Source organism: Paraburkholderia phenoliruptrix, assembly GCF_047325075.1.
Classification (GTDB): Bacteria; Pseudomonadota; Gammaproteobacteria; order Burkholderiales; family Burkholderiaceae; genus Paraburkholderia; species Paraburkholderia phenoliruptrix.
Window position 1 is genome coordinate 2,984,223 of record NZ_CP168531.1, and the last position, 26,104, is coordinate 3,010,326.

General features: G+C 61.5%; 21 protein-coding genes. 9 read left to right on the forward strand and 12 right to left on the reverse strand.

Annotated elements, in window-relative coordinates:
* Positions 1 to 3: 3 nt before the first annotated feature.
* The 3 genes from ACEN8U_RS25245 to tssB all read right to left on the reverse strand — a co-directional run bounded on the left by ACEN8U_RS25245 (position 4) and on the right by tssB (position 4,544).
* Positions 4 to 2,343: a type VI secretion system tip protein VgrG gene (locus tag ACEN8U_RS25245; protein ID WP_310111590.1), complete on the reverse strand. Its 2,340-nt coding sequence runs from the start codon at positions 2,341 to 2,343 to the stop codon at positions 4 to 6.
* Between the two features lie 83 nt (positions 2,344 to 2,426).
* A complete protein-coding gene (tssC, locus tag ACEN8U_RS25250; RefSeq protein WP_310111587.1) occupies positions 2,427 to 3,959 on the reverse strand; it encodes a type VI secretion system contractile sheath large subunit in 1,533 nt (510 codons plus the stop codon).
* A 72-nt stretch (positions 3,960 to 4,031) separates the two neighbouring features.
* Positions 4,032 to 4,544: a type VI secretion system contractile sheath small subunit gene (tssB, locus tag ACEN8U_RS25255; RefSeq protein ID WP_028362267.1), complete on the reverse strand. Its 513-nt coding sequence runs from the start codon at positions 4,542 to 4,544 to the stop codon at positions 4,032 to 4,034.
* Positions 4,545 to 5,093: 549 nt separating this feature from the next.
* Between tssB and tssK the strand changes: the two genes are divergently transcribed.
* The 6 genes from tssK to tssE all read left to right on the forward strand — a co-directional run bounded on the left by tssK (position 5,094) and on the right by tssE (position 12,845).
* Positions 5,094 to 6,458, forward strand: a complete 1,365-nt coding sequence (gene tssK / locus ACEN8U_RS25260; RefSeq protein WP_310111585.1) for a type VI secretion system baseplate subunit TssK — start codon at positions 5,094 to 5,096, stop codon at positions 6,456 to 6,458.
* Positions 6,455 to 7,198, forward strand: coding sequence for a DotU family type IV/VI secretion system protein (locus ACEN8U_RS25265; RefSeq protein WP_310111583.1), 744 nt, complete (start codon positions 6,455 to 6,457; stop codon positions 7,196 to 7,198). The genes tssK and ACEN8U_RS25265 overlap by 4 nt, the downstream gene beginning before the upstream one ends.
* Entirely contained in the window at positions 7,195 to 8,916 is a 1,722-nt protein-coding gene (locus tag ACEN8U_RS25270) for an OmpA family protein (protein WP_374725950.1), read from the forward strand. The genes ACEN8U_RS25265 and ACEN8U_RS25270 overlap by 4 nt, the downstream gene beginning before the upstream one ends.
* Positions 8,917 to 9,079: 163 nt before the next feature.
* Complete coding sequence (locus ACEN8U_RS25275; protein ID WP_310111582.1) at positions 9,080 to 9,565, forward strand: Hcp family type VI secretion system effector; 486 nt, start codon at positions 9,080 to 9,082, stop codon at positions 9,563 to 9,565.
* Positions 9,566 to 9,698: 133 nt separating this feature from the next.
* Positions 9,699 to 12,401, forward strand: a complete 2,703-nt coding sequence (tssH, locus tag ACEN8U_RS25280; RefSeq protein WP_310111651.1) for a type VI secretion system ATPase TssH — start codon at positions 9,699 to 9,701, stop codon at positions 12,399 to 12,401.
* A gap of 12 nt (positions 12,402 to 12,413) precedes the next feature.
* Positions 12,414 to 12,845: a type VI secretion system baseplate subunit TssE gene (gene tssE / locus ACEN8U_RS25285; RefSeq protein ID WP_310111581.1), complete on the forward strand. Its 432-nt coding sequence runs from the start codon at positions 12,414 to 12,416 to the stop codon at positions 12,843 to 12,845.
* 199 nt (positions 12,846 to 13,044) lie between these two features.
* Here tssE and ACEN8U_RS25290 read toward each other — a convergent pair whose 3' ends face one another.
* On the reverse strand, positions 13,045 to 14,076 hold the full coding sequence (locus ACEN8U_RS25290) for an alpha/beta hydrolase (RefSeq protein WP_310111579.1): 1,032 nt from the start codon (positions 14,074 to 14,076) through the stop codon (positions 13,045 to 13,047).
* A gap of 276 nt (positions 14,077 to 14,352) precedes the next feature.
* Here ACEN8U_RS25290 and ACEN8U_RS25295 point away from each other — a divergent pair, with 276 nt between their 5' ends.
* Positions 14,353 to 15,021: a CPBP family intramembrane glutamic endopeptidase gene (locus ACEN8U_RS25295; protein WP_374725949.1), complete on the forward strand. Its 669-nt coding sequence runs from the start codon at positions 14,353 to 14,355 to the stop codon at positions 15,019 to 15,021.
* Positions 15,022 to 15,061: 40 nt separating this feature from the next.
* Here the strand turns inward: ACEN8U_RS25295 and ACEN8U_RS25300 are convergent, their stop codons facing one another.
* From ACEN8U_RS25300 to msuE, 8 genes are all read right to left on the reverse strand, one after another.
* Positions 15,062 to 16,312, reverse strand: a complete 1,251-nt coding sequence (locus ACEN8U_RS25300) for a serine hydrolase domain-containing protein (protein ID WP_310111577.1) — start codon at positions 16,310 to 16,312, stop codon at positions 15,062 to 15,064.
* Between the two features lie 247 nt (positions 16,313 to 16,559).
* Complete coding sequence (locus tag ACEN8U_RS25305; protein ID WP_310111574.1) at positions 16,560 to 17,369, reverse strand: ABC transporter ATP-binding protein; 810 nt, start codon at positions 17,367 to 17,369, stop codon at positions 16,560 to 16,562.
* Positions 17,366 to 18,730, reverse strand: coding sequence for an ABC transporter substrate-binding protein (locus ACEN8U_RS25310; protein WP_310111572.1), 1,365 nt, complete (start codon positions 18,728 to 18,730; stop codon positions 17,366 to 17,368). Before ACEN8U_RS25310 ends, ACEN8U_RS25305 begins: the two co-directional genes overlap by 4 nt.
* 55 nt (positions 18,731 to 18,785) lie before the next feature.
* A complete protein-coding gene (locus ACEN8U_RS25315; protein WP_310111571.1) occupies positions 18,786 to 19,841 on the reverse strand; it encodes a branched-chain amino acid ABC transporter permease in 1,056 nt (351 codons plus the stop codon).
* An 8-nt stretch (positions 19,842 to 19,849) separates the two neighbouring features.
* Entirely contained in the window at positions 19,850 to 20,731 is an 882-nt protein-coding gene (locus ACEN8U_RS25320) for a branched-chain amino acid ABC transporter permease (RefSeq protein WP_310111569.1), read from the reverse strand.
* Positions 20,732 to 20,746: 15 nt separating this feature from the next.
* A complete protein-coding gene (locus tag ACEN8U_RS25325; RefSeq protein ID WP_310111567.1) occupies positions 20,747 to 21,568 on the reverse strand; it encodes an ABC transporter ATP-binding protein in 822 nt (273 codons plus the stop codon).
* A 2-nt stretch (positions 21,569 to 21,570) separates the two neighbouring features.
* Positions 21,571 to 22,674, reverse strand: coding sequence for a dimethylsulfone monooxygenase SfnG (gene sfnG / locus ACEN8U_RS25330; protein ID WP_310111564.1), 1,104 nt, complete (start codon positions 22,672 to 22,674; stop codon positions 21,571 to 21,573).
* A gap of 35 nt (positions 22,675 to 22,709) precedes the next feature.
* Positions 22,710 to 23,282, reverse strand: a complete 573-nt coding sequence (msuE, locus tag ACEN8U_RS25335; protein WP_310111561.1) for an FMN reductase — start codon at positions 23,280 to 23,282, stop codon at positions 22,710 to 22,712.
* Positions 23,283 to 23,732: 450 nt separating this feature from the next.
* Here msuE and ACEN8U_RS25340 point away from each other — a divergent pair, with 450 nt between their 5' ends.
* Positions 23,733 to 24,968, forward strand: coding sequence for an acyl-CoA dehydrogenase family protein (locus tag ACEN8U_RS25340; protein WP_310111558.1), 1,236 nt, complete (start codon positions 23,733 to 23,735; stop codon positions 24,966 to 24,968).
* A 71-nt stretch (positions 24,969 to 25,039) separates the two neighbouring features.
* Positions 25,040 to 26,080, forward strand: a complete 1,041-nt coding sequence (locus tag ACEN8U_RS25345; protein ID WP_310111649.1) for a sigma-54 interaction domain-containing protein — start codon at positions 25,040 to 25,042, stop codon at positions 26,078 to 26,080.
* The last annotated feature ends 24 nt before the right edge of the window (positions 26,081 to 26,104 follow it).

Below are 26,104 nucleotides of genomic sequence, written 5' to 3' on the forward strand. Positions count from 1 at the left end.
GTCCTATTCAGAAAAACCGAAACCCAGATTGCTCTTCACGTCCTTCGGCGCGGACGTTACCCAGCTTGGGAATGTGAAATTCCCTCCGGCTGAATCGTCCACTTCCAGGTTACCCTTTACGTCGATCTGGCCACTGGGGCTGGCCAACTCGATCCGTCCACTGGCAATCTTGATGTAGGCTCCGGCACCGTCACCCAAGATGATGCCCTTTGAAGCCGTGACGGTTACCTCATCAGTCGATGAACTCATGGTGACCTTCTTGAGCGCGATCAACTCCAGTTCATCGCTCTGAGCCTGCACTTGCACCTTGCCCTGCGCGGCGAAAATGCGGATACCGAGCTTTGCAGCAAAGAGCGAAATCGCTTCGCCAGCAGCTATCGCTATGCGCTTCATGACGCCGACGTCAAGACCATCGCCTGCGGTCATGAAAAGTTGTCTGCGCGCTGCAAGCTGAAAGTGACTACCGCTCGACAGCCCCATGCCGTCAGGTGCACTTGCAACGACTACGCACTTCTGCAGTTGGGACAGGTTTTGGTCGACAAGGGCCCGTTGTCTTTCGACTTCCGCGAGCAGAGCCTTCGCGGCGCCGGCGCTGTGGTTGAGCGTCTTGAGGATCTCTTCGGATTGCCGGAATGTGTCGTCAGCATTCTGCATCGCGCATTGCTCGCCCGTGGCTGCGGCTTGGGGCTCCGCTGATATCAGTACGCCTTTCGCACCTCGCACTGCGACATGCCCGTCAGTCCGCAACTCTGCACCCTGCCCACGCTCCTTCCGGTTCTCATCGACCATATGCCCCAGATTGAGCTCACTGGTCTGAAACGGCGTGCTCAGGTGGATATGCTCGACACCTTCCTTGTCCTCCATCCGCATCTCGTTCTGCGCGGCCGTGCGAACGATGTTGCGGGTGTGGTTCAGGTTATTGACGAGATCCGGATGCAGGCTGTCATGCATCGCGCCAATAATCACGGGTCGATCCGGATCCCCGCCCGTAAAGACGATCGCCACCTCCGCCCCGTCGATCAGCGGGAAGTGGTGACCATAGTTCGCTCCGCTGTACGGCTTCGCGAACCGCACCGGCCGGCTCGTACCGCCCGGACTCCATTCGTCGAGGTCGAACGGCAGCCTGATCACGTACCAGCCCTGCTCCGTCAGGTATGCGTATTTGTAATTGCCCGGTGACGTCACCCGCGCAGGCAGGATGCCGTCGATGGACGGTCGCTCAATCGACGCCACCGGCGTACGCCAGACCCGGTCCGACGGAATCCCCTCGAAGGTCACCCAGTACGACTCACCGCGCCCACCCCTCGATTCGACCGATGTGATGAAGATGCCGTGCTTCGCGTCGGCCGGATTCGGGTCGACGCGCATGACTTCACCCGCTTCGAGCCAGAACGGATTGCCGGTCCCCCTGAACGTGATCTGCTGCGCCAGATATTCCTCGTGGCGCAGACGGGCGATGCTCTTGCCCTCTTCCGGCGTCTGGTAGTGCTCGCCCCAGCGATAGTCGATCCCGTTCGTTGTCCTGTCGTCGCGTGCGGCATTCTCCTCGACGAGCAACGAGACGCCCGCCTCGCGATGGTTGTAGTCGTGCAGCCGCACCGCCTCGGGCACGCGCCGGGCCCGCTTCTCGAGCGTTTTGATGGCGTCCGTGCCGGAACTCTCGAGCCCCGAGTCGCGCCGGTACGCCACCGTGCGCTGTTTGCGCGCGTAGGCATCGAGATCGTCGCCGAACACGAGGACCGCGCGATCCTTCTTCTGCTCCCAGCGGAACCAGATCCCCTCCTGCGCACAAAGGCGCTGGATGAAGCCAAACGTTGTCTCGTGATATTGCGTGACGTACTCGTGCCGCCTGTACTGGTGGCGCAACTGGAACTCGAAGTCCACACCTGCACGGTAGCCCTCATGGCGTAGCGTGTCCGTGATGATTTCCTCGGACGACTGCTTCTGGAACAGGCGGCTCGTCACGCCCCGGTTCAGGTCGGCGAGCTTCGGCTCGAGCCGCACCCGATAGTGTGTCTGGTCCGCAGACGTCGCATACTCATCGAACCCGGTGATGATGCCGTGAATGGTATACGCCGGCGGCACCCGGCTGAACTGGTCCGCGTTCTCGCCGAACATCCTGCGCAGATAGTCCTTCTCCGGATCGACCGGCGCGATGATGAACTTTGCGGGCCGACCGACCACCTGCTCCATCGGGATGCCGGACACGGAGCTGGTGAATTCGATGTCGTACCGGTACAGCTCGCTCACCGCATCGCGACCGCTGAATCTGAGCACGGAAAAGGGCGCCGGATGCGGCGCCAGCTTCAATTCGTAAGCCTGTAGAGGCACGATCGACGACATACAGAAGCTCCGTTAAACGAACGATATGAACGGCGCGCCGGGGTGCTCATGACCCCGGCGACTGGCGGTTACGTCCTACAGGATCAGCTTTTGGCCTTGGGCATCTGGGACACCAACGACAGCCCGATGTCCATGCCCTCGACCTGGAAGTGCGGAATGATGAAAAGCTTGATGCGGAAGAAGCCCGGGTTGTCCTCGATATCCTCCACCGTCACCTTCGCCTCACGCAGCGGGTGCGACGCCTGCAACTCATCGCCCGGGTCCTTCATCTCGGTCACGAGACCTTTGATCCAGTTGTTCAACTCAAGCTCGAGCAGGCGCCGGTCCTTGGTCGTGCCGATGTTCTCGCGCTGAATCAGCTTGAGATAGTGCGCGATGCGCGAGAGCAGGAAGATGTACGGTAGGCGCGCATTGATGCGGCTGTTCGCCGTCGCCTCTTTCGTGTCGTACAGTGCTGGCTTTTGCGTGGAGTTGGCCGAGAAGAAACACGCAAAGTCATGATTCTTGTAGAACGACAGCGGGATGAAGCCCAGATTCGCGAATTCGAACTCGCGGGTCTCGGGAATCAGCACTTCGGTCGGGATCTTCGGCTGAGCGCCGGTGCCAAGGTCATACAGGTGCACCGGCAGATCTTCCACTTTGCCGCCAGCCTGGGGACCGCGGATCTGCACGCACCAGCCATTGTTCACAAAGCTGCGGGTCATGTTGGCTGCAAACGCAAACGATGCAGTTACCCACAGATATTTGTCGTGGTCGGGGCCTCTCACCGCCTCCTCATAGTTGAACGCGCGCACTGGCACGGTATCCCTACCGTACGGCAGGCGCCCAAGCACCCGGGGCATCGTCAGCCCGACGTAGCGGGCATCGTCCGTATCGCGAAAGCTCTTCCACTTGAGGTACTCTGCGCGGTCGAAATAATTGCCAATATCCTGAATGGCGGCCACTTCTTCCATCGATTTCTTGCCGAAGAACGCGGCGCCCACCGAACCTATAAACGGCATGTGGGCGGCCGCCGCAACCTTCGAGATGTTGCGAAGCAGTGCAACGTCCATCGGCGAGTTTGTGAACTCGAAATCGCTGATCATTGCGCTGATCGGCTGGCCGCCCGGCGTGTCATATTCCTCGATATAGGCGAGGCGGTACAGGCCGCTCTGAACCAGCTCGGGCGTGTCCTCGAAGTCCAGCTGCAATGCGTCCTTCGATACGTCGAGGACTTCGATCTTCGCGTTCCTGCGGAAGTCCGTACGCGACACGAGCATCTTCAGACCGCGCCAGCGGCCTTCGAGGGCCTGGAATTCCGGCGTGTGCATCACGGCGTCGAGCTGACGACCGATCTGCCGATCGAGCTGACCGATGTAGAAATCAAGCAGCGATTTGTCGAGCCGGTCAACCGGCTTGCTTTCTTTCGCGATCAGATTCAGCAGCGCGTCCATGCCGCGGGCAACGCGTTCGTCGGCCGATGCCTCGGCCAATGTGTCATTGTCGCGAAACGCTTCCAGCGGGCGGGCCTCGGCGACGATGTTAAGGTTGATCTTGTTGCAAAGCGAGGCGTACACACTGTCGTTCTCGAGCACGAGTGTTTCCGCTGCACCCTGATGGGCTTCGTTCTGTTTCATGGTTATCTCAGTCCCGGTTCGTATGGCGACGTCATTGCGGAAGGCGTAACGGGTAGCTTTGGCCGGCCGCCCTCAGGCATGGCCTTCCTGCTGCGTCGCCGCCGTTGCAATCTGGGCAAGCTCGCCGCGCAACTTGTCTGACAGACGCCTGTCCTTCAGAATTTTTTCGAATTCGCGACGGAAAGTGCCGTTGTCGAGCAGGTTGCTTTTCAAATCACGCAGCAAATTGCGCATTGCAAGCATGGCCTGCATTTGCGGAATCTGGCGCGCCACCTGTTCCGGCTCGAAGTCCTTCATCGAGCGAAAGGAAAGAGTGACGGGCAGTTCTGAACCATCAGCGGCCAACGTGTTCTCCGCCGCGAGCTTCAGGTCTGGCGCGTAGTCGGCCAGAACAGCATCGAAGTTGTTCTTGTCAATGTTCACCTTCTTGCGCTCGGCGAGCGGCGCCTGTTCACGGCCCGCACTGAAGTCCCCCGCAACAAGCAGCTTGAGGGGCAATTCCACCTTCTTCTGCGCCCCACCCGTATGCAAATCCAGTGTGATTGAAACACGACTTTTCGGAATTTCACGTTGGAAGCTATCCATAGGATTCCTTATTTATCTTATTAAAATATCCGCAGAAATTTCCCAAACAATGTGGTGACATTCTTCGAGCAGGCGCATGTCTCAAACGCCGTACGCGGCTCAAACGAATACTGACGGCACCCCCAAAGCTCGGCATTCATTCATGCGCCGTTATTGCAACGTCGTATTAAACAGGTTTACCCGCGCGGCGTCAAAGCACACTCCCCGCTAGTGAACAAATATAGTTAGTAAAACTGATTTTCGGAAAGGTCTTATGGATTCATGGTCTCTTGATGGTTCACAGCATGACTCGCGACCCCAGATCGCATAGCACGCCCACCTTGCTCGCAGGTTGCCTATTTTTTGCAAATTTTTATTATGAGAAAGTGCGAAGCACCATTCGCAAACGCACCGCTCATGCCAACTGAGTCACACAATTCATTTTCAATTCGAAGATTTCTAACAATCCATAACGTTTTGCACGACGAATTACTTATTCGCGTTTACGATTTACGGATCCGTCATTAGAATGCGCCCACTTATAACCACTACAAGCCGTAGACCACACGTATGCGGATAGACAAACCGCTCTGGCATGAGGGCTTGATCCTCACGCAGCAGCACTTCCAGCAACAGGACCGATGGGCCGGATTCGCGATGCAGCAGTTCGCCACTGCGGTGCTCGCGGAGCCTTGGGGCACTCTGGGCGTCGAGGTCGACGAAGAGGCGCTCGCGACCGGCCGTCTCAAGCTCACGCGGCTGAAGCTTCGTTTTCCCGATGGCACGCCGATCGACACCGCGCTGGCCGACGCCCTCCCGGCGGGGCGCGATCTGACGCATGGCCTTCCGGCTGACCGGCAAAGCATCACAGTGCTCGCGGCGCTCGCTCTACCCGATGCGAACGGCAACAACTGCCGCTTCGATGAAGCCACGCTGGCGCGTCCGCGTCGCTCGTACCGTGAGTTCGTGAAGGTGGCTGACCTCAACGGGGTGACCGAGACAGAGATCGCCGCGGAACGTCATGCCGTGCGCCTGCTGTTCGACTTCGAGTCGCATGCGGACGACACCGCGTGCGCGATCGTGCGGCTTAGTCGCAGCGGCAGCGGCTCAGGCGGCGGTCAGTTCCGCATCGATCATGCATTCGTCCCTCCCTGCCTGACGCTTGGCAGTCACCCGCTTCACCTCGAACGGATCGCCCGGCTCGCTGACATCCTGCAGGCGAAAAGCCTCGCGCTCGGCGCTCGGCGCAGCGAGCGCATGGAGCAGATCGTGGAATACGGTGTGGCCGACGTACAGCTTTTCTGGCTACTGCACTGTATCCATTCTGCGTGGCCGCAACTGCGGCTCTTTCTCACCCACCCCGGCCGGCCGCCGGAGCATCTGTACGCGACACTCGCCCAGTTGGCAAGCGCACTCATGACGTTCTCGACCGGGGCGCAGCTGGCTGACATTCCCACGTACGACCATGTCTGCGCAGACGAAGTGTTTGCAAAACTCGAATCGATGATCCGCGACCTGCTCGACGCGATCATTCCATCACGCGTCGTATCTATCGGGCTCACGCGCAAGACGCCGACAACATGGACTGGGCAGTTCCTCGACGAGCGTATCGCGGGAGATGCCGCTGACTGGTATTTGTCGGTGAACGCGCCAATGGCCGCGTTCGAGCTCGTCGAGCAGTTTCCGCGGCTGTGCAAGATTGGCGCGCCCGACGACGTTGGGCACATCATCAATTCCGCGCTGCTGGGTATTCCGCTGAAGGCGGTGCAGCGAGTGCCCGCCGCAATTCCGGTACGCCTCGACAACCAATACTTCGCGCTCGATTCATCCAGCGCCGCGCATGCCAGGATGCTTGCCGCGCGTGCCTGTCAGATCTACCTGCCGGCGTCGATACCCGATGCCGCGCTTCAACTCTACGCGGTGCTGCGTACATGAACGCCCTGACTTCCAGCCACCAGGAACCCGCCGCGCTAGACGAACTCCCGGACAACGGTGACATGCCGCGCGACGACACGCACGAAAGCATGCGCGCCCTGCTGCGAGACACGGCATTGCTGGTGACCACGCTTGGCACTGGTGGCGCAGTGAAGGAGGCGGACGAACTGCGCAACCGATGCAGGCAACTGATCGCGCATTTCGCGGAAGCGCTGCAAGCCCGGCGGTATCCAGACGACGTGCGCCGGGAAGCCCTGATCGCCCAGTGCGGGTTGCTGGACGAATCGGTACTGCGGTCTCTGCCGGCAGATATGCGTGCCGGTTGGGAACTGCAACCGCTGCAGGTCGAGCAGTTCAACCTGCACGACGCCGGCGAAACCGTGTTCGACCGGCTCGATGCACGTATGCACGAGAGCGTACCGTGCGTCGATCTGCTCGAATGCTACTCGGCGGTCCTTGGCATGGGCTTCGTCGGCCGCTACGCCCGCGAGGGCGAGGCAAAACGCACCGCCCTTATCGCGGCGCTCAACACCAGGCTGGACAGGCTTCGACCATCATCGGAACGCCTGTTTGTCGCAGACCAGGCGGGACGGCGCCTGTCCAACTGGTTTTACCGGCTGTCTCCGTGGGCCGTTGCGGCTCTGGCAGGTATTGCTGCAGTGACCGTCTGGGCGATATGGACGGCGGCACTCGACATGCAACTTGCCCATTTAGTGTCGGTGAAAGGCACCCGCCCGTGAAATCCGATCTGCCTGTCCTCTCTGGGGCCTTGCCACTGGCGCCCGATCACGACTACAAGGGGCTGGGATATCCGGTGCGCGCGATGCTGCTGTTCGCAGCCGCGTTGGCGCTCGCGGTAGTCTGGCTCGTGTTGACGGTTAGCCGCGGTGTGACATGGACGCTCACGGTAGTGATCGCAGTGGTCGCGCTCTCACTCGTGTCCTGGTTCACGCACCGGCTGACCCGCGCGGGGAAACAGGGCGCACAAGTGCTGGCGGCGCTTGGCGCCGCGACGGCCGATATTCCGGTGAAACTGCGCACGCGGATGCCCCTCGTCCTCATGACCGGCGACGGTCTATCCGCGCTTTTCGACCGAGCAGGAGACGTCCGCCATGCGCATGTGGGCGACGGGGCAATCTGGCTGCGCGTCGATCGGACACAGGATCTGCCGCGGCTTGCACTCGCAGTGAGACAGTGGCGCGACGGTCGCGCACCGGACGGGGTGGTGCTGTCAGTTGTTCCGGCAAAGCACACAGGGGCGGACATCCTTATACAGCAACTGCATGTTGTGCGGCAGGCCGTGGCGGATGCGTCCCGCATGCTGGGCAGGCGATTGCCCGGCTATGTCGCGGTGTATCAGCGGCTCACAGCCGGTCCTCCAGACCAGGCCACGCCTCAGTGGTATGGCGTTTCAACGACTTCGCGCATCGTCGATGCCGCACGTTTTGAACCGGTGATTCGCGCCGCCGAAAACGAAGCGCAGCATGCGGTGTGCGATCGCACGGCAGCCGCGCGCGCGGCCGCCCTTGCGTCGATCATCGAATGGACACAGCGTGTCGTCATCGGTGCGCTGTCGGATCGGCATCACCCTGCCATCCCATGGTCACTCTTCGGTGCCGGCTGGATCGATTGCGGTCCCGCGAGTGGCCCAGCAAACCCGTGGGCACGCGATGTCGAGATCCAGACCCGGGTGATGCGCGCACCGGCCCCGGCCTCTGCGCTCCCATGGCCGCTGCCTCAACCGCTGGTTCAAGCGCTGCCCCGGCGATACTGGATGTCGCCACGCATGGCAGCCTTTGCCCATGCGCTTGCGCTCGTAGCATCTGCAGCCGCGGTTGCGTTCTGGGCGTCGGCAAAGAACAACGAGGCGCTGCTAACCCGCATCGGCACGGACCTGGGCCGCTATTCGATGATTCCTTCCGCGCACGATACGGCCAAGCGCGCGGCACTACAAACACTCGTGGCCGATCGGGATCAACTTGACCGTTATGCGCGCGCCGGCATTCCACTTCCCCTGTCATTCGGCATGTACCGGGGTGCGCAGCTCATGCCGGCTGTGAATGAGGCCATTGCATCCTATGCACCACCGCCGCCCCCGCCGGCAGTGGTGACGCTCGACAGCATGTCGCTGTTCGACAGCGGCCGCGCACAACTCAAGCCCGGCTACACACGTGCAATGGTCGGCGCTCTCGAAATGATCAAGGTGCATCCGGATAAACGGATTCTCGTGGCGGGCTATACCGATAACGTCGGCGATCCCGACAGCAACCTGAAATTATCGACGGCGCGCGCGCAAGCCGTGCGCGACTGGTTGATCGACGCGTCGGGGATTCCGGCCACGCAGTTTGCTATCCAGGGCTACGGCGGCACGCGACCGATCACAAGCAATGAGACACCAGACGGCCGCGCCAGGAACCGGCGCGTCGAAATCACACTGGTACCGGACGCGGTGAAGTGAGTTCCACGCTGCGGGTAGTTCGAGCGACTGGACGCCATTCGTGCTCGTGGTCAGTCAGAGAGATGAAGAACGATTCTAGCCCCCGAGGCACTTCGCGTCGGGTTTCTCAGGCCCGGCGTAGAGATCCGGGCAGTTGTTGCAGTACACAAAAAGGAGTGAAGTAATGGCAATTCCGGCCTATATGTGGCTCAAGGACGACGGTGGCGCGGACATCAAGGGGTCGGTGACAGTTCAAGGGCGTGAAGGCAGCGTCGAACTCGTCGCATTCGACCACGGCGTGCACATCCCGACCGACGGCAACACGGGCAAGCTCACCGGCACCCGCGTCCACAAGCCGATCAAGCTGACCAAGGAAACGGACGCGTCGACCCCGTATCTGTACAAGGCTGTGACGAGCGGTCAGACGCTCAAGTCTGTCGAAATCAAGTGGTACAGGATCGACGACGCGGGCAAGGAAAAGGAGTACTTCAACACGAAGCTCGACAACGTCAAGATCGTGGCCGTCAACCCGGTCATGTACGACATCAAGAAGCCGGACTACGAGAAACACAACCATCTCGAGAACGTCGAACTGCGCTACGAAACGATCACCTGGTCCTACAAGGACGGCAACATCATCCACAAGGACACCTGGAACGAGCGTTCCTGATATCCGCACTGCTTGGTGAAACTGGCTTGCTGCGGCCGGTTCCTTTGCCAGTCCAGGCTCGGGCTGGCCTTTTTCCACCCAGGAGCGGCTCTGAACGATGGCCCTCACCCGCTTCCATTCCGACCGCTCCCTCATGATCTTGCGCGACACCACTCACCTGCTCCGCCGACTCAACCCGCATTGCGCGAAGGCGCTGGAGGCGGCTGCGAGTCTTTGCCTCGCGCGGCTTTCGGACGAGATCACAGTCGAGCACTGGCTGCTGAAGCTGATCGAGGCAGGCGACGGCGACATTCCGGCAATCCTCCGACACTATGGGATCGATGTCGATGCGCTGTGGGACGCGCTGATCGCAGCCATCGAGCACGTACCCCGCGACCTCCGGGGCAAGCCGGCGCTGTCCGTTCAAATGGCGACCGTATTACAAGACGCCTGGCTTAGAGCCGCGGCGGGTAACGATGACGCATCGATTCGGTCGGGCAACCTGATGCAAGCCATCGTCGACGCTCCGCACGTGCTGCGTGCGCAAAATATCTGGCCGCTGCTGTCAATCAGTAGTGCCCAGATCGAACGGCTCCTGCTGCGTCTCGCCCATCGTTCGTGTGAGAGCGCACAGGACGATCTGGATGCGCAGATGACCGAACCGGCTCACGCCGCGCCGGGCGATGCGCATGCACCCGGGACAGCGGCCCCGGACGCTCGAACAGTCCAGCAAAATGGCGGCGCACATGCCCTCGCCCGCTTTGCGCTCGACCTGACCGACAAGGCGCGCAACGGCCAGATTGATCCCGTATTCGGCCGCGAGCGTGAGATCCAGCAGATGGTCGACGTGCTCGCACGTCGGCGCAAGAACAACCCGATCCTGGTCGGTGATCCGGGTGTAGGCAAAACCGCGCTCGTTGAGGGGCTTGCGCTGCGCATAGCCGAGGGCAGCGTGCCTGAAGCGATCCGCGACGCGCGCATCCTCACACTCGACCTGGGGCTGCTGCAGGCCGGCGCTGGTGTCAAAGGCGAGTTCGAGCAGCGGCTGAAGAACGTGATCGACGAGGTGCAAGCCTCGCTCGTGCCGATCCTGCTGTTCATCGACGAAGCCCACACGCTGATCGGCGCCGGTAACGCAGCAGGGAGCGCCGACGCCGCCAATCTGCTCAAGCCCGCGCTCGCGCGCGGCGCGTTGCGCACGATCGCCGCCACCACATGGTCGGAATATAAGGAATTCTTCGAGCGCGACGCCGCGCTCGAGCGACGTTTCCAGATCATCAAGGTTGAAGAGCCTGACGACGACGCTGCGTGCCTGATGCTACGGGGCCTCAGGCATCGCTACGCGGAGTATCACCATGTTCACATTCGCGATGAGGCGCTGGTCGCCGCGGTGAAACTTTCGCGCCGCTACATTCCCGCACGTCAACTGCCGGACAAGGCCGTCGACCTGATCGATACGGCAGCCGCGCGCGTCCGCATGGGCCTCGAATCCCCACCGGCGGAACTGCAGCGGGCACGCGCCTCGGTGGCGGCTCTGGAACTCGAGGACGCGACTTTGGCGGACGACGCGCGTGCAGGCATGGACCACGCGCAAGCGCACCGGGCGACACTGGGCGCAACGCTTGTAAAGGCGAAGGCAGAATTGGCCGATTTGCAGTCTCGCTATGCGAGCGAGTTGAAGCTCGTTCAGGCGCTGCACGAATGGCGTGAACGAGAACCGGCTCGACGCGACCACGCTTCACTGGCTCAGGCGAGGCATGCACTTGCTAACGCTCAAGGCAAGGCACCGTTGATCTTTGCCGACGTCGACGCACAGGCGATCGCGCGCGTCGTCGCAGAGTGGACGGGCGTGCCGGTCGGCCATCTCGTCGAGGACGAACTCCAGTGCCTGCTCGCACTCGAAGCGCAGCTTGCTACGCGCGTCGTGTCTCAGGTCGAGGCACTTGGCGCGCTTGCCGAGAGTCTGCGCACCGCAAAGGCGGGACTCAAGAACGAGCACGCTCCGCTCGGCGTATTTCTGCTAGCTGGCCCGTCAGGCGTAGGCAAAACAGAGACCGCCCTGGCCCTGGCCGATCTGCTGTTTGGCGGCGAAGCGGCGCTCACGACAATCAACATGTCGGAGTACCAGGAACCGCACACCGTGTCGCAGTTGAAGGGCTCGCCCCCGGGCTACGTCGGATATGGCCGTGGCGGCATTCTGACGGAGGCAGTGCGCCAGCGTCCCTATAGCGTCGTGCTGCTCGACGAAATCGAGAAGGCTCATCGCGACGTGCTTGACATCTTTTATCAGGTATTCGATCGCGGCGTCATGCGTGACGGCGAGGGGCGCGAGATCGACTTCCGCAACTGCGTGATCCTGATGACCTCCAACCTGGGCAGCGCGCAGATCGACGAAGCGACGGCAGACAATCCTGAGATTGCACAGGCCGCGCTGCTCGAGATCATCCGTCCGGCACTCGTCGCGCACTTTCAGCCGGCGCTGCTTGCTCGCTTCCAGACGCTGATCTACCGACCGCTCGGCGCGACCGCGCTCGAGTCTATCGTGCGCATGAAGCTTGGCAAAGTCGCCGATCGCCTCCGCCGTCAGCACGGCATTGAGCTGACTTGCGACGAGTCGCTGATTGAGACGATGGCCGAACTGTGTCTCGCTCGTGAATCCGGCGCGCGCAACGTCGACGCATTCCTGAACCAGCGCATCCTGCCGACCGTGTCGGCCGAGTTGCTCGCGCGCATGGCGAGCGGCGCCCCGCCAGCGACGATCGCGTTGTCGAGCTCGGCCGAGCGCGGCCTGACGATCGATTTCGTTGACCGCGACGAAGCGGCGCACGCTGAAGCGCACGCACCGCTCGTTGCATAGCGGAGCGACGCCATGGCGGCCGGCCCTTCTCTCTATGACATGCTGCTCGGCCAGATCGGGGGCGAGCCGCTCGACGCCCACGACGACCGGACGCTCGAATGCCTGAGCGTGCAGCAGAACGTGCGGCGCATTCTCAACACGCGCGCGGGTGCGCTCAAGCATCTGCCCGACTATGGCTTGCCCGATTTGACCAACATCTACAAGGCATTGCCCGCTTCCGCGCACCTGCTTAAGGAGCAAATGGAGGCGACGCTGCTCAAATACGAACCCCGCATTCGCCAAATCGATGTCGATATCCTCGAGAACAACGATCCCGGCGTGCTCGTAAGTTTCGAGATGATATGTCACCTCCGGAAAGCGGGACTCGTCAGGTTCGGGACATACTTCGAACCACCCGGCCGCATGCGGGTCGAGCACCGGCAACAGGCTCGACACGTCAGTTGATAAGTGGCTAGGTAGCGTATGGCCCGTTTAGATCAAATCTTCGCCTCCCAAAACAATGCCCAACCTTCCGACTGAAGATAAAAGCGACGCGTGACAACTAAGCCGACACCGACGATAAGGCTAACCACAGTACCGCGAATCCGACACGGCTTCCTCCAACGTCACGAGATATGACGCGCGAACCTCCGCCCCGTCCCGCTCAAAACCGCGCTACATCCACAATCGCATCCGCGAATGCCTTCGGCGCTTCCTGCGGCAGGTTATGTCCCACACCCCCGCCGATGTTGCGATGCGCATACTTCCCGGTGAACTTCTTCGCATAAGCCGCGGGTTCGGGATGCGGCGCACCGTTCGCGTCCCCTTCCATCGTGATGGTCGGCACTGAAATGGTCGGCGCTTTGGCGAGGCGCTGTTCCAGTTCGTCGTATTGCGACTCGCCCTCTGCAAGCCCGAGTCGCCAGCGATAGTTGTGAATCACCACGGCGACATGATCCGGATTGCTGAACGACTGAGCCGTGCGATCGAATGTCGCGTCGTCGAAATTCCATTTGGGCGACGCGAGACGCCAGATCAGCTTGTTGAACTCGTTGCGGTTCTTTTCATAGCCCGCATAGCCGCGCTCGGTCGCGAAATAAAACTGGTACCACCATGCGAACTCCGCCTTCGGCGGCAGCGGCGCCTTGTTGGCTGCCTGGCTTCCGATCAGATAACCGCTCACGGACACCATCGCCTGACAACGTTCGGGCCACAGGGCCGCAATGATGTTCACCGTGCGCCCGCCCCAATCGAATCCGCCGAAAATCGCCTTGTCGATCTTCAACGCATCCATCAATGCAATCACATCGACTGCAACCACAGCCTGTTGCCCGTTGCGCGGCGTATCCGGCGACAAAAAGCGCGTGGTCCCGTAGCCGCGCAAATACGGCACGATGACGCGGTAGCCCTGAGCGACGAGCAAGGGTGTCACTTCGGCGAAGCTGTAAATGTCGTAGGGCCAGCCGTGCAGCAGAATGACAACGGGTCCATCCTGCGGGCCTGCTTCCGCATAACCGACGTTGAGCGTGCCGGCATTGACTTGCCGCAGGTTCGCAAACGAGGCAACCCGCGAAGCCGACGTGCTGCCGACGGCCTGCGCATTGGCGAGGCCGCTCAAACCGAGCTCCATCAAGCTGAGGCCCGCGACGGTCGTGCCAAGCAGACGGCGGCGCCGTGTGTTGATCTGTTCAGACATGGCTCATTGTCCTTTGTGTTGAGAGTTGTGAAAGACGAAGGCGGCAGTCGAAGCCTTGAACCAATCGCGTGGCGCAAAGCCGGCCACGCTTGCGCTTGCCGGCAACGATGCGTTCGACTCGCGTGAACGTATTAAACGCGGCGGAGGTATCCGGCTTATGTCCGCGGCGCTCGCGGGTGCAACGTTATGTATCGGGCCTCATTCCGGATACGTTGTGATACAAAGCGTACCTCGGCTACCCTCGCGCGGCTGCTACTTGCCGGCACGGGCCTGTTATTGCAACGCGATCCGCCGCCTGCCGCCAGGCTTTTGTGCAATCTTGTTTTTGTCGCCCTAGCGATAGGCCTTTTTCAACACTGGCTGCCGGGGTTTCATAATCTGCAGGTTTTTCATGCTGAACGGCTCACGCCTGACGCCGCCCCGTTCACGATGTACCTGAACTTCGACAAGCCGCTAATCGGCTTCTGGCTGGTGCTGACGTACCCGTGGATTCAGCCGGAAAAAGATTGGCGCGCGCTCGCCGTATCAGCGGTCGCGGCCTGCGCCGCGACGTCGCTCATCTGCCTGTCGATCGCACTTGTCGCCGGATCCATCGCGTGGGCGCCCAAGTGGCCGCATCTCGGCTGGCTCTGGGCGCTCAATAACCTGCTGCTGGTCGCTTTTGCGGAGGAAGCGTTTTTCCGCGGCTATGTGCAGGGCGGCATCGCTCGCCTGGCTGTTGATCGCCCTCATGCTCAATGGGTCGCGCTTGTCGTGGGCGCGGCTCTGTTCGGCGCGTTACATTTTCAGGGCGGAGCACTACTCGTTGTGCTCGCAACCGTTGCCGGACTCGGCTCCGGTCTTGCCTACCGCGCCGGAGGTTTGCAGGCCGCGATGCTGACCCACTTCGGCCTCAACCTGATTCAGTTCGGTTTGTTCACTTATCCGTTCATCGCACGCGTGTAACGATAGCGCCGGCGCGAGGCACAGCTGGCCCACCTGCGAGTTAAGGCCGCCCTTCGCTCGGCACCTTCGCTGCCTTGCTGAGCTCCGCCATCAGAATTCGCGCGATGCCGTTGGCTGGCGGCGTGCCGTCCGGCGCCGCTGCCGTCGTCGCCCATGTGACGATGGTCGTCCTGGTCACCGGATCGTAGCCCATGAACGTATTGAAGCCGGGTATTTCGCCGGTGTGTCCATAGAACGTGCCGAACTTCGCCAGCCCGAGGCAGTAGCTCGCAGCGCCCGGATCCGACGGCTGGGTCGACTGGCAGTTGGCGAGCCGTTGCGCCTGGAGGTCGGCGCTCAGATAGCCTCCGCCGACCATGCGCTGCACATAGGCGGCGAGTTCGGTTATGGTCGAAATGCCCGAGCCGGCGGTCCATGCCCACGATGTGTTCACCGACGTGACGTCCGTGGGCTGCAGCGTTCCGTTTTTCGCGGCCGCCTGACGGGCGGGGGACAATGCGTCGCTTTCCGCCGTTTCCGCATTGGTGCCCCACTGATAGCCATGCGGCGCCGGTGTCCTCAACGATGTGTCGTCCTGAGGCGGAAGATAGCTCTCAGTCAAACTAAACGGCGCGAAAAGACGTGCCTTGATTGCGTCTGCGGCACTCATGCCCGTCAACTGCTCGATAATCAGGCCAAGCAGAACCGTATTGGTATTCGAGTAGCGGAAGTCCGCGCCGGGCGCGAAATACACAGGCTGGCTAAATGCGATATCGAGTAACTCTTTGGTAGTCCATACCTTGTTCGGTTGCGCGTCGAGCGTCTGATTGAACGCGAGGCTGGTTGAGTAGTTATAAAGGCCGCTGCGCATGCTCAGCAATTCCTCTATCGTGATGCTGTCGCCATTCGGCACGTTCGCAATGTACTTGCTCACGGTATCGCCCAGTGCCAGCTTGCCTTCCTGCACGAGTTGCAGAATCACTGTGCCGGTCCACGTTTTCGTCACACTGCCCACCCGAAAATGCGCGTTGGTCGGAATTGGCATGTTGGTACCCCGCACTGCCGTTCCGAACGATTCGAGCCAATTGCCGCTCGGCGACTGCACATAAACCACAGCACCCGGTGTGAGCGTCTCTGCGAGCAATGCGTCGATCTGGGGGCGCGCCGCGGTGGCAAAGGCGGGCTCAGTGGGTGTGAGCGTGTCGCCGCCGCAACCGGCCACGGCCGCGCCCAGTGCCAACGCAAGCACAACCGCATAAATCCGACGAAAGAGAATATATGACACGCACATCGCAAAACGGGAAGATGCCATTTGCGTTTCCCCTTCCTGATCATCGAGCCAGCGTCCTGTCGCCAGCTGAGAGGCGGTACGGCATTGCCCGGACCCGCCCTCGCCGTCGCTTCTGTTTCTAACCGCGCTGAACAACTATAGGACGTGGATTGCGGATCTGTGTGCGATTTATGCCAATAGGGAGCGGCTGACGGTTCGCTCTCCCCCATTTAAAGGCCTGCTCCCCTCAATGGGTCAATGCCCGATAGCTGATCAAGCCCGGCACCGACTACCCTTCGACGCGGCTCGCGAGCCTGTCTTCATTCGCCGCAGCCGCGGCCCGCAGCGGTGGCTTGCTTCCCCCAAGATAGGCTTCGCGCAGTATGTCGAGGCTCAACAAGCGCTCCGCTCGCCCCTCGGCGACGACACGGCCGCCCTCCAGCACATAGCCGTACTTCGCATAACGCAGAGCGTTGAATGCGTTTTGCTCCGCGAGCAGAATGCTCACGCCGTCATTCCTGTTCAAGGCCGCGATGGCTTCGAATATTTCGTCGACGACATGAGGCGCGAGTCCCATAGACGGCTCGTCGAGCAGCAGCAACGAAGGCCGCGCCATTAACGCGCGGCCGAGTGCGACCATCTGCTGCTCGCCGCCAGACGTGTGTCCGGCGAGCATGCGCCGACGCTCCTTCAGGCGCGGGAAAAGCGCATAAATGCGCTCGAGCCCGGCATCGATCGACCGGCGGGAGGCTCGCCGCGCGAATGCGCCGATACTCAGATTCTGCTCGACCGTCAGGTGTGCAAAGCATCGCCGGCCTTCGAGCACCTGCACCAGCCCCCGCCGTGTTAGTCGCCACGGATCGGCGTGTGTGATTGCCTCGCCCTCGTAGACGATTCGCCCCGACGTGAGTTCACCGCGTTCGGCACGAATCAGGCTTGAAATAGCCTTGAGCGTCGTAGTCTTGCCGGCGCCGTTGCCCCCCAGCAGCGCGACGATGCCGCCAGCCGGCACGCTGAGCGAAACGCCGCGCACCGCGGGCACGAGACCACCGTAGGCGACGTGAATCGCCTCGACCTGAAGTATCGGCGCGGCGCTCATGCGCCAGTTTCCTTGCTGCAATCGCGTGGCGTAATGCCCTTTTCTTTCGCGTACGCGTTCGCCGATTTCTCGATGATGGGCCGCAGCGCCGCGCGATCGGCCTGCACCCAGCCGCTGACCACCTTCCACCTGGTGCCGTCCCATTGCTGGAAGCGCACCGCGCCGCCGCCCTCATGATCCGCACAAGACAGCTTGAGCGGCTGCACGAGGCCATACGCGCCAAGCTGTTTGAGTCGCGCGTCATCGAGATTCAGATGCTCAAAGCCCCAGCGAACCTCTTCGCCCGTGAGCGGCTTGTTGCCAAAACGCGCTTGCGCAACACGCAAGGCTTCCACGTTAAGGATGCCGTTGACGACTCCCAGGTTGTAGTAGACCGTCCCAAAGCGCGCCGCGTCTTTCAGGTTTCCGTTGCCGGGCTTGATGACGTACTGGTCGATTGCCTGAAGCACCGGATAGTCCGCACCGGACGGATGCGTGGTGATAGACAGAAAGCCTTTGGCTGCATCGCCTGCGGGCCGCACGTCCTCTTCCGAATTGCTCCAGATATTGCCGATGATGTGATTTGCCGGGTAGCCGACTTTCTGTGCCGACTTCAACGCGACCGGGTTCATCACGCCCCAGCCGCGCAGAATCACCCAGTCGGGGTTGATCCGCCGGATCGTGAGCCATTGCGAACCCTGCTCGTTACCCGGGTGCGGGACTTCGATTTGCGTCAGCGAAAAGCCATACTGTTTCGCGAGAATGTCGAGCACGGGGATGGTCTCGCGTCCATACGGAGAGCCGTGGTACAGCACCACGATCTTTTTGCCTTTGAGCGCAGCCAGTCCGCCCGACTGCTGCCCGATGTAATTGACTATCGCCGACACCTCGCTGTAGGGGTTCAGTTGCAGCGGGAACACGTAGGGGAACACCGCGCCGTCGGTCGAATCGGTGCGCCCGTGGTTGATCGTGATGAGCGGCAGTTTGTCGGCAGTTGAACGGTCGAGCGTCGCATAGGCAATGCCGACAGACAACGGATTCGTCGCCGCGGCCGGTGCGCCGTTCAGGCCATGCTTGAGCCGCTCATAGCATTCGACGCCCTTTTCCACGACATATTCCGTTTCGCACTCGCTCCACGACAGCTTCACGCCGTTCACGCCGCCGTCGCGTGCATTGATGAGTTGGAGATAGTCGATGAAGCCGCCGAAAAAGCCGCTGCCTCCGGCCGCATACGGCCCGACGCGATAACTTTGCAGCGGAAAGTATTGTTCGCCCGCTGCTTGTGCGCCCGGCGCCGCGCTTACCGCGAGTGCGATACCGATCGTTGCGGCCGCAAGCAAGTTACGCAGCGATGCGCGTCTCGTTGAAATCTGCCCGGTCATGTGTTTTTAGCCCCTGCTTGTATGAGTCAATCGAAATGAAAGTTGTCCTTGCGCCTCACGGGCGCAAGCGGGTGCTTACGCGCAGTATTGAAGACCGCACGAGCTGCGCAAGTCCATCCGGCTCGCGCACGAGAAAAGCAATGATCAAAGTGCCCAGAACGATCTTCTGCAGGTTCTGCACCTGCCCCGCGTCAATCCCAACATGCACGAGCACGCCCGAAGCATTCGAGAGCAGGATCGGCAGCAGCACGATGAACGCTGCCCCAAGCAGATTGCCGGCAATGCTGCCCATACCGCCGATGATCACGATGAACAGCACCTGAAACGACAGGTTCAGATCGAAGCCGTGCGGCTCGACCGTGCCGAGATAGGCAAACGCCCAAAGCGCGCCTGCGATGCCGATGACGAACGAACTGAGCGCGAATGCAAGGAGACGTGAAGCAGCAACCGGAATGCCGATCACACTTGCGGCAGTGTCCATGTCGCGTACAGCCATCCAGCGTCGCCCGAGCTCGCTGCGCACCACGCGCCACGAGAATATGAACAGGACTGTCACTGTACCGAGCACGAGCAGATAGCGCGAAGACGGCGAGTCAATGTGCCAGTTGCCGATGGCGAGGCGCGGCGCCGAAAGCACACCGGACGTATCGTCGTTGGAGAACCAGCTCACTTTGATGAAGAGCCATTCGACAAAAAACTGCGCGGCCAGCGACGATACGATCAGATAAAAGCCCTTGATTCTCAGGGCAGGCAAGCCGAACAGCGCGCCGACCGCCGCCGTGACGAGTCCACCCGCCACCAGTGCGACAGGCAGCGGGAGCCACGGAACGCGTACGACAAAGTTGTACGTCGAATAGGCGCCCACCGCCATGAACGCGGCAGAACCTAGCGATAGCTGCCCGGCATAACCCGTGACGAGATTGAGCCCCAGCGCCGCGGCGGACATCACGAGAAACGGAATGAGTACTGCGCTTAGCCAGTATTCGCTCGCCGCGACAGGCACGGCAATGAAGAGAACGACGGCCACCACGACGCCCGCAAGCAGCAGGTACACACGCGGGCTGCGCGGATCGGACATGGCAGAAGTCATGGAAGCGGGACGAGTCGACATGATGCGTCTCACACGCGCTCGACGGCGGGTTCGCCGAACAGTCCGACGGGACGCACGAGCAGGAACAGCATAGCGAGCACATAGGGAAACCAGTTCTCGATGCCGCCGCCGACGAGCGTGCCCACATAAACTTCCGCGAGTTTCTCGCTGCCGCCCACAATCAGCCCGCCGACGATCGCGCCGACAATCGACGAAAAGCCGCCGATGATCAGTACCGGCAATGCCTTCAGCACGACGAGCGACAGCGAGAACTGAACGCCGAGCCGCGCGCCCCACAGAAGCCCCGCCACGAGGCTCGTCAATCCCGCAAGCGCCCACACCACTGCCCAGATGTACGGCAGCTTCACACCCACTGCCAGCGCCGCGAGCGGATCGTCGGCGACCGCGCGCAGCGAGAGGCCGAAACGCGTATAGCGCGCGAGCAGCGAGAGCGCCGCGACCAGCACGGCGGCCGTCGCCGCGGCGAACAGATCGAACTGGCTGACCATCACACCCGCGAGCGCGAACGGCTTGTCGTCGATGCCGAGATCGAGTCCATGTACCTGTGCGCCCCACACGAGTTGCGCCGCACCTTCGAGAATGAAACTGAGGCCGAGCGTTGCCATGAACAGCACGATAGGCGGCCTGTTCACGAGCGGCCTCAACACCAGACGCCCCACGGCGAACGCAATCGCAACCAGTGCAGCGAGCGTGATTGCAAAGGCGAGCCAGGGCGCAACCTGCCGTTCAACGAGGCTCACGAACGTCAACGCGCCGAACAGGACGAGTGAACCCTGTGCATAGTTGAAAACACCTGACGCCTTATAGATCAGCACGAAGCCGATCGCAACGAGCGAATACATCACGCCGGCGAGCAGTCCGCCCGCGAGCACTTCTAAAAAGAAATCCATCGGATCAACCTCTCATCAATGTCGGGTACCGAGATAGGCGGCCAGCACCGCCGGGTCGGCGCGTATCTCCGCCGGTGTGCCGTCGGCAATCTTCCTGCCGTAATCGAGCACGACGACGTGACTGGAAATGTCCATCACGACACCAATGTCGTGCTCGATCAGCACGACCGTGACACCGAGCCGTGCATTCGCATCGGCGATGAACGTGGCCATCTCCTGCTTTTCCGATGCGTTCATGCCGGCCATGGGTTCGTCGAGCAGCAGCAGTTGAGGTTCGGCGGCCAGCGCCCGCGCGAGCTCGACCCGCTTTTGCAGGCCGTACGAGAGCGCGCCGACGGGCGTGTCCCGAAAGCGCATCAGATCGAGCGCCTCGATCACACGGTCGGCGCGCGCGCGTTGCTGCACGTCGTCGTGTCGTGCGCGGCCTATACCGAAGGCCTGCTCGAACCAGGTGCTGCGCCGATGCAGGCTGCGCCCCGTCAACACGTTGTCGAGCACGCTCATGCGCCGAAACAGCCCGATGTTCTGGAAGGTCCGCGCGATGCCGGCATGCGCAGCGCGATATGCGTTCATGCGCCGATAACTTCGTTGTGCGAAGCGGATAGTGCCGCGCTCGGGTGCATACACACCGTTGATCACGTTCAGCAGCGAACTCTTGCCTGCGCCATTCGGGCCGATCAGCGAACAAATCGCCCCTGTCGCGACGTCGAAGCTCAGGTCGTGGATGGCGCGCACGCCGTCGAACGAGAGCGAGATGCCCACGAGCGACAACAATGCGGGGGCGGCCGGGCGCTCAGGCCGCGCGCCGGCATCCGCAGAATCATGCGCGATGCTCATGCTCACGCTGCCTTCGCGTTGCGTGCGGCCTCGAGCTCACGAACGAGCGGCAGCACCTTTTTGCCGAAGTATTCGACCTCCTCGATAAAGTGCAGAAAGCCTGCCAGGACCAGATCGACGCCGATCGACTTCAGTTCCACAATGCGCTGCGCGATCTGCTCCGGTGTGCCGATCAGATTCGTCCGGAATCCGTCGTTGTACTGCACCAGATCTTCGAACGTGGACTTTGCCCAGTTGCCCTCGCCCTCCGGCGACGCCTTGCCTGCCTGTTTGACCGCGTCGCCGAATGCCTCTACCGCCTCGACGTGCGCATGACTGATGATGTCGTCCAGCACGGCTTTCGCCTCCTCCTCCGTATCGCGCGCAATGACGAATGCGTTCACGCCGATACGCACTCTGTGTCCGTTGCGTGCCGCCTTCTGCTGAATGTCGTCGATCTGCGCTTTAAGGTTCTCCACGGTATTGCCGTTCGTGAAGTACCAGTCGGAGACGCTCGCCGCGTTGTCGCGCGCCGCGCGCGAGCTGCCGCCCTGAAATATTTCCGGATGCGGTTTTTGCACGGGTTTTGGGCTCAGCGTGTAGTCGTTAAAGCGATAGAAGTCGCCCTTGAAGGTGAAATTGTCCTGAGTCCAGATCCCTTTCAGCGCACGAATGAATTCGTTGGAACGGCGGTAGCGCTCATCGTGTTCGAGCCACGGTTCGCCGATAGCGGTGAACTCTCCCTTGAACCATCCGCTGACCACGTTGATCGCCACGCGGCCGTTCGAAATATGGTCGATAGTGGCAAGCTGCTTCGCGACCACAGCCGGATGCCATGGCCCTGGCAAGATGGCGGCGAGCACCTTGAGCTTCGTCGTGGCGTGCAAAAGCGCCTGACTGAACGACACGGACTCGTGCTGGTATTCCGCGCCATAGCCGGCCGTGAAGCGGATCTGGCTCAATGCATAGTCGAAGCCGGCCTCCTCGGCGACGCGCGCGAGCTTCTGGTTGTATTCGAGGCTCCAGTCGGTGCGCTGCGCGATCGTGCTGACAACCAGCCCGCCGCTCACGTTGGGTACCCAGTAGGCAAACTTGACGGCCTCGTCGCGGGAAACAGTATCGGTCATGAATCGATCCTCTTGGGGTAAGGCGAAGATGTGAATTACGCGGCGAGCGTGACGCTCTCGTCTGCAGACACGGCAAAGTGCAACGATGGCAAGGCTCGCGAGACCGCGAGCGCGATGCGCTCGTGCAGCGCATCGCTCGCGACGGCATACGCATCGAAATCGCGCTCGGAGGCATAGACGCCGACGGACAACGTGCGCGCCTGAAAGAAGCTGAAAAGCGGTCGCAACTGATGATCGATCACGAGCGCGTGACGCTCGCTGCCGCCCGTCGCAGCCAGCAACACGGGCACATCGATCAGCGCCTCGTGATGCACAAGATCGAATAGATGCTTGAAGAGGCCCGTATACGACGCGCGATAAACGGGGCTCGCGACGACCAGCAGGTCCGCGGATTCGATCGCATGAATATGAGCCTGAACATTGGGGGATAATTCGGCTCGATCGAGCGTGGCCGTGAGCCTCGGTGCGATATCGCTCAGTTCCACGATATGCGAGTCGATGGGCAAGACTGAAGCTAATGAGTGCACCAGTTGCTTCACGAGCGCCGAGGTACGCGACGGGCGCCGCAGGCTTCCCGACACCCCTACCACTTTCAATGTTTTGCTCATCCAGGTAGTCCTCATTGTGTAAGACGCGCAATCGCCAATACCGACTTCAATGCGAAGAGCATGCCAGGTCAGGTGCGCCGCGCAGAACGTCCCGCCTGAATGGGCGTCTCGCGCGCTCCGGCAAGGGGTAGCGCATCGGCTTGGCGCCCTTATCTGGAATGGCCCGAACCTTATGCGTTTCTGCGATGAACGCCCGCCAACACATTGGCTGCATCGCTGCTGCGTGACGAGCAGTTTTCAGCCAGAGCTCTTACAGAATGCTTGCCGGCGCGCAGCACCAACACGGTGGGCGTCGTTGCTGCAGCGTTAGCAGCAATCTGAATTTGGTTATTGAAACAAAGTCGCTCGCAAACACAGCGACATGTTCACAATGTGCTGCACAGGCAGCAATCGCGCGCTCGTCCGTGCAGTTGCTTCACGTCCGCTCGACCGTACTCAACCTGTACGCCAATGACTCTGATAGACACTCCGACCCATCAGCACAGCTCGAGCCGCGGCGCGACCGTGCCGCAAGCACGGATCGCACGCGACGCGGTTTTCGAGCAGGCACGGCGTCTTGCGGCAGACTTCGCGGCTACCGCAGTCGAGCGCGACGCGCGCGGCGGCACGCCCAAGGCCGAACGCGATGCGCTGCGCGCGAGCGGCCTTCTTTCACTTAGCATTCCTTTAGAATATGGCGGGATAGGCGCAAACTGGCGAGTCACGCTCGACGTTGTGCGGCTTTTTGGTGCGGCCGACAGCTCGCTTGCGCACGTGTTCGGGTTTCATCATCTGATGCTCGCGACAACGCGTCTCTTCGGACGTGCTTCGCAATGGGAGTCATGGTTCGAACAGACGGCGAGACGCCGTTGGTTCTGGGGCAACGCGCTCAATCCGCTCGACACGCGCACGATAAGCCGCCCGCAGGATGGCTGGCATGAATTCAGTGGACAGAAGAGCTTCTGTTCAGGCGCGCTCGACTCCGAAATGATGATTGCGTCGGCGCGTGAGGCGGGAAGCGAAACACTTCTCGTCGCAGCAGTGCCGAGCGCGCGCCAGGGCATTTCGATTGCCGACGACTGGAACAGCATCGGGCAGAGGCAAACCGACAGTGGCACAGTCACGTTCGAGAAGGTGCGAGTAGAGGACCACGAAATACTTGCAGACCCCGGGCCGCTATCCACTCCGTTCGCCTGTCTTCGCCCGTTGCTCGCACAACTGATTCTCACAAACGTTTATCTCGGCATTGCCGAATCCGCGTTCAACGATGCGCGTTACTACACGCTGCATGAAGCGAGGCCATGGCACGCATCGCAAGTGTCCGCGGCGACGGAAGACCCCTACATACTGGGCCAGTACGGCGAATTCTGGGTCGGTCTGGAATCGGTGCGTGTGCTCGCAGAGCGCGCTGCCGAGCGTTTCGACGCGGCGTGGCGCCGCGGCCCCGCACTCACTGAAGAGGAACGCGGCAGCGTCGCGCTCGCGGTGGCATGCGCCAAGGTAGCGGCAATCCGGACCGGCCTCGACATCTGTACGCGGATGTTCGAGGTAGCCGGCGCGCGCGCCACGCATGGCTCGTTACGGCTCGACCGGCACTGGCGCAACCTGCGCACCCACACCTTGCATGATCCGCTCGCATACAAGCTGCGAGAGTTAGGCGACTGGGCACTCACACAAACTTATCCTGCTCCAGGTTTTTACTCATGAACCCTGCCACCGACTACGTTTCGTCCCGCCGCGCGGAAGCCACGCACGTTGCCTCGCCAGCACTACTCGAAATGAGCGGCCGACGGCCGTTCGCTACTTCGGTAAAAGCCACCGCGCAGGTATTCGCCGATCCGCAATCGCTCGCGTTGCTCGAACGCATCCGCCTCATTGCTCCGAGCGACGCGAACGTCCTGATCATCGGCGAAACGGGTACGGGCAAGGAACTCGTCGCGCGCCACGTGCACAGACTGAGCCATCGCAGCGATGCGCCGTTTATCGCGGTAAATTGCGGTGCATTTTCGGAGTCGCTCGTCGAAAGCGAACTGTTTGGGCACGAGAAAGGCGCTTTTACCGGGGCTTTCTCCGCAAAGCCAGGCTGGTTCGAAGCTGCGAACGGCGGCACACTGTTTCTCGACGAGATCGGCGACCTGCCGCTTTCCATGCAGGTCAAGCTGCTGCGCGTGCTGCAGGAGCGCGAGGTCGTGCGTCTGGGTTCACGCTCAAGCATCCCCATCAACGTACGCGTGCTTGCTGCAACCAATGTTCATTTACACGATGCAGTCGCTGCGGGGCACTTCCGCGAGGACCTCTATTACCGCCTGAACGTCGTGCACCTCACGGTGTCGCCGCTGCGCGAACGCCCCGGCGATATCCTGCCGCTCGCACGGCATTTCATCGACGCCTACCGGCAGCGGCTCGGTTATGGCGCGGTCGAACTCGACACCAGCGCCGAGCGCAAACTGCAGACGTACAGCTGGCCCGGCAACATCCGCGAACTGGAGAACGTGATTCATCACGCGCTGCTGGTATGCCGCCACGACATGCTCGGCGAGGCCGATCTGCAGATCTCTTCGCTGGAAGCGCAGCGTGTGCGACGCATCAGCAACGAGACGCAGGCCGCCACGCCGCAACAGGCATTCGAAGAGGCGCTGCGCGCGCTGTTCGGCCACGCCGATGAGCAGCTGTTCGAGCGCATCGAAAACACCGTCATGCATGTGGCATTCGAGTTCTGCCATCGCAATCAGGTGCAGGCCGCGCGGCTTCTCGGCATCAGCCGCAATATTTTGCGTGCGCGGCTCATCCGGGCGAGAGCGATCGATGCGCTGAAGTGACCGCGCGGACGCCGCGCGCGGCGC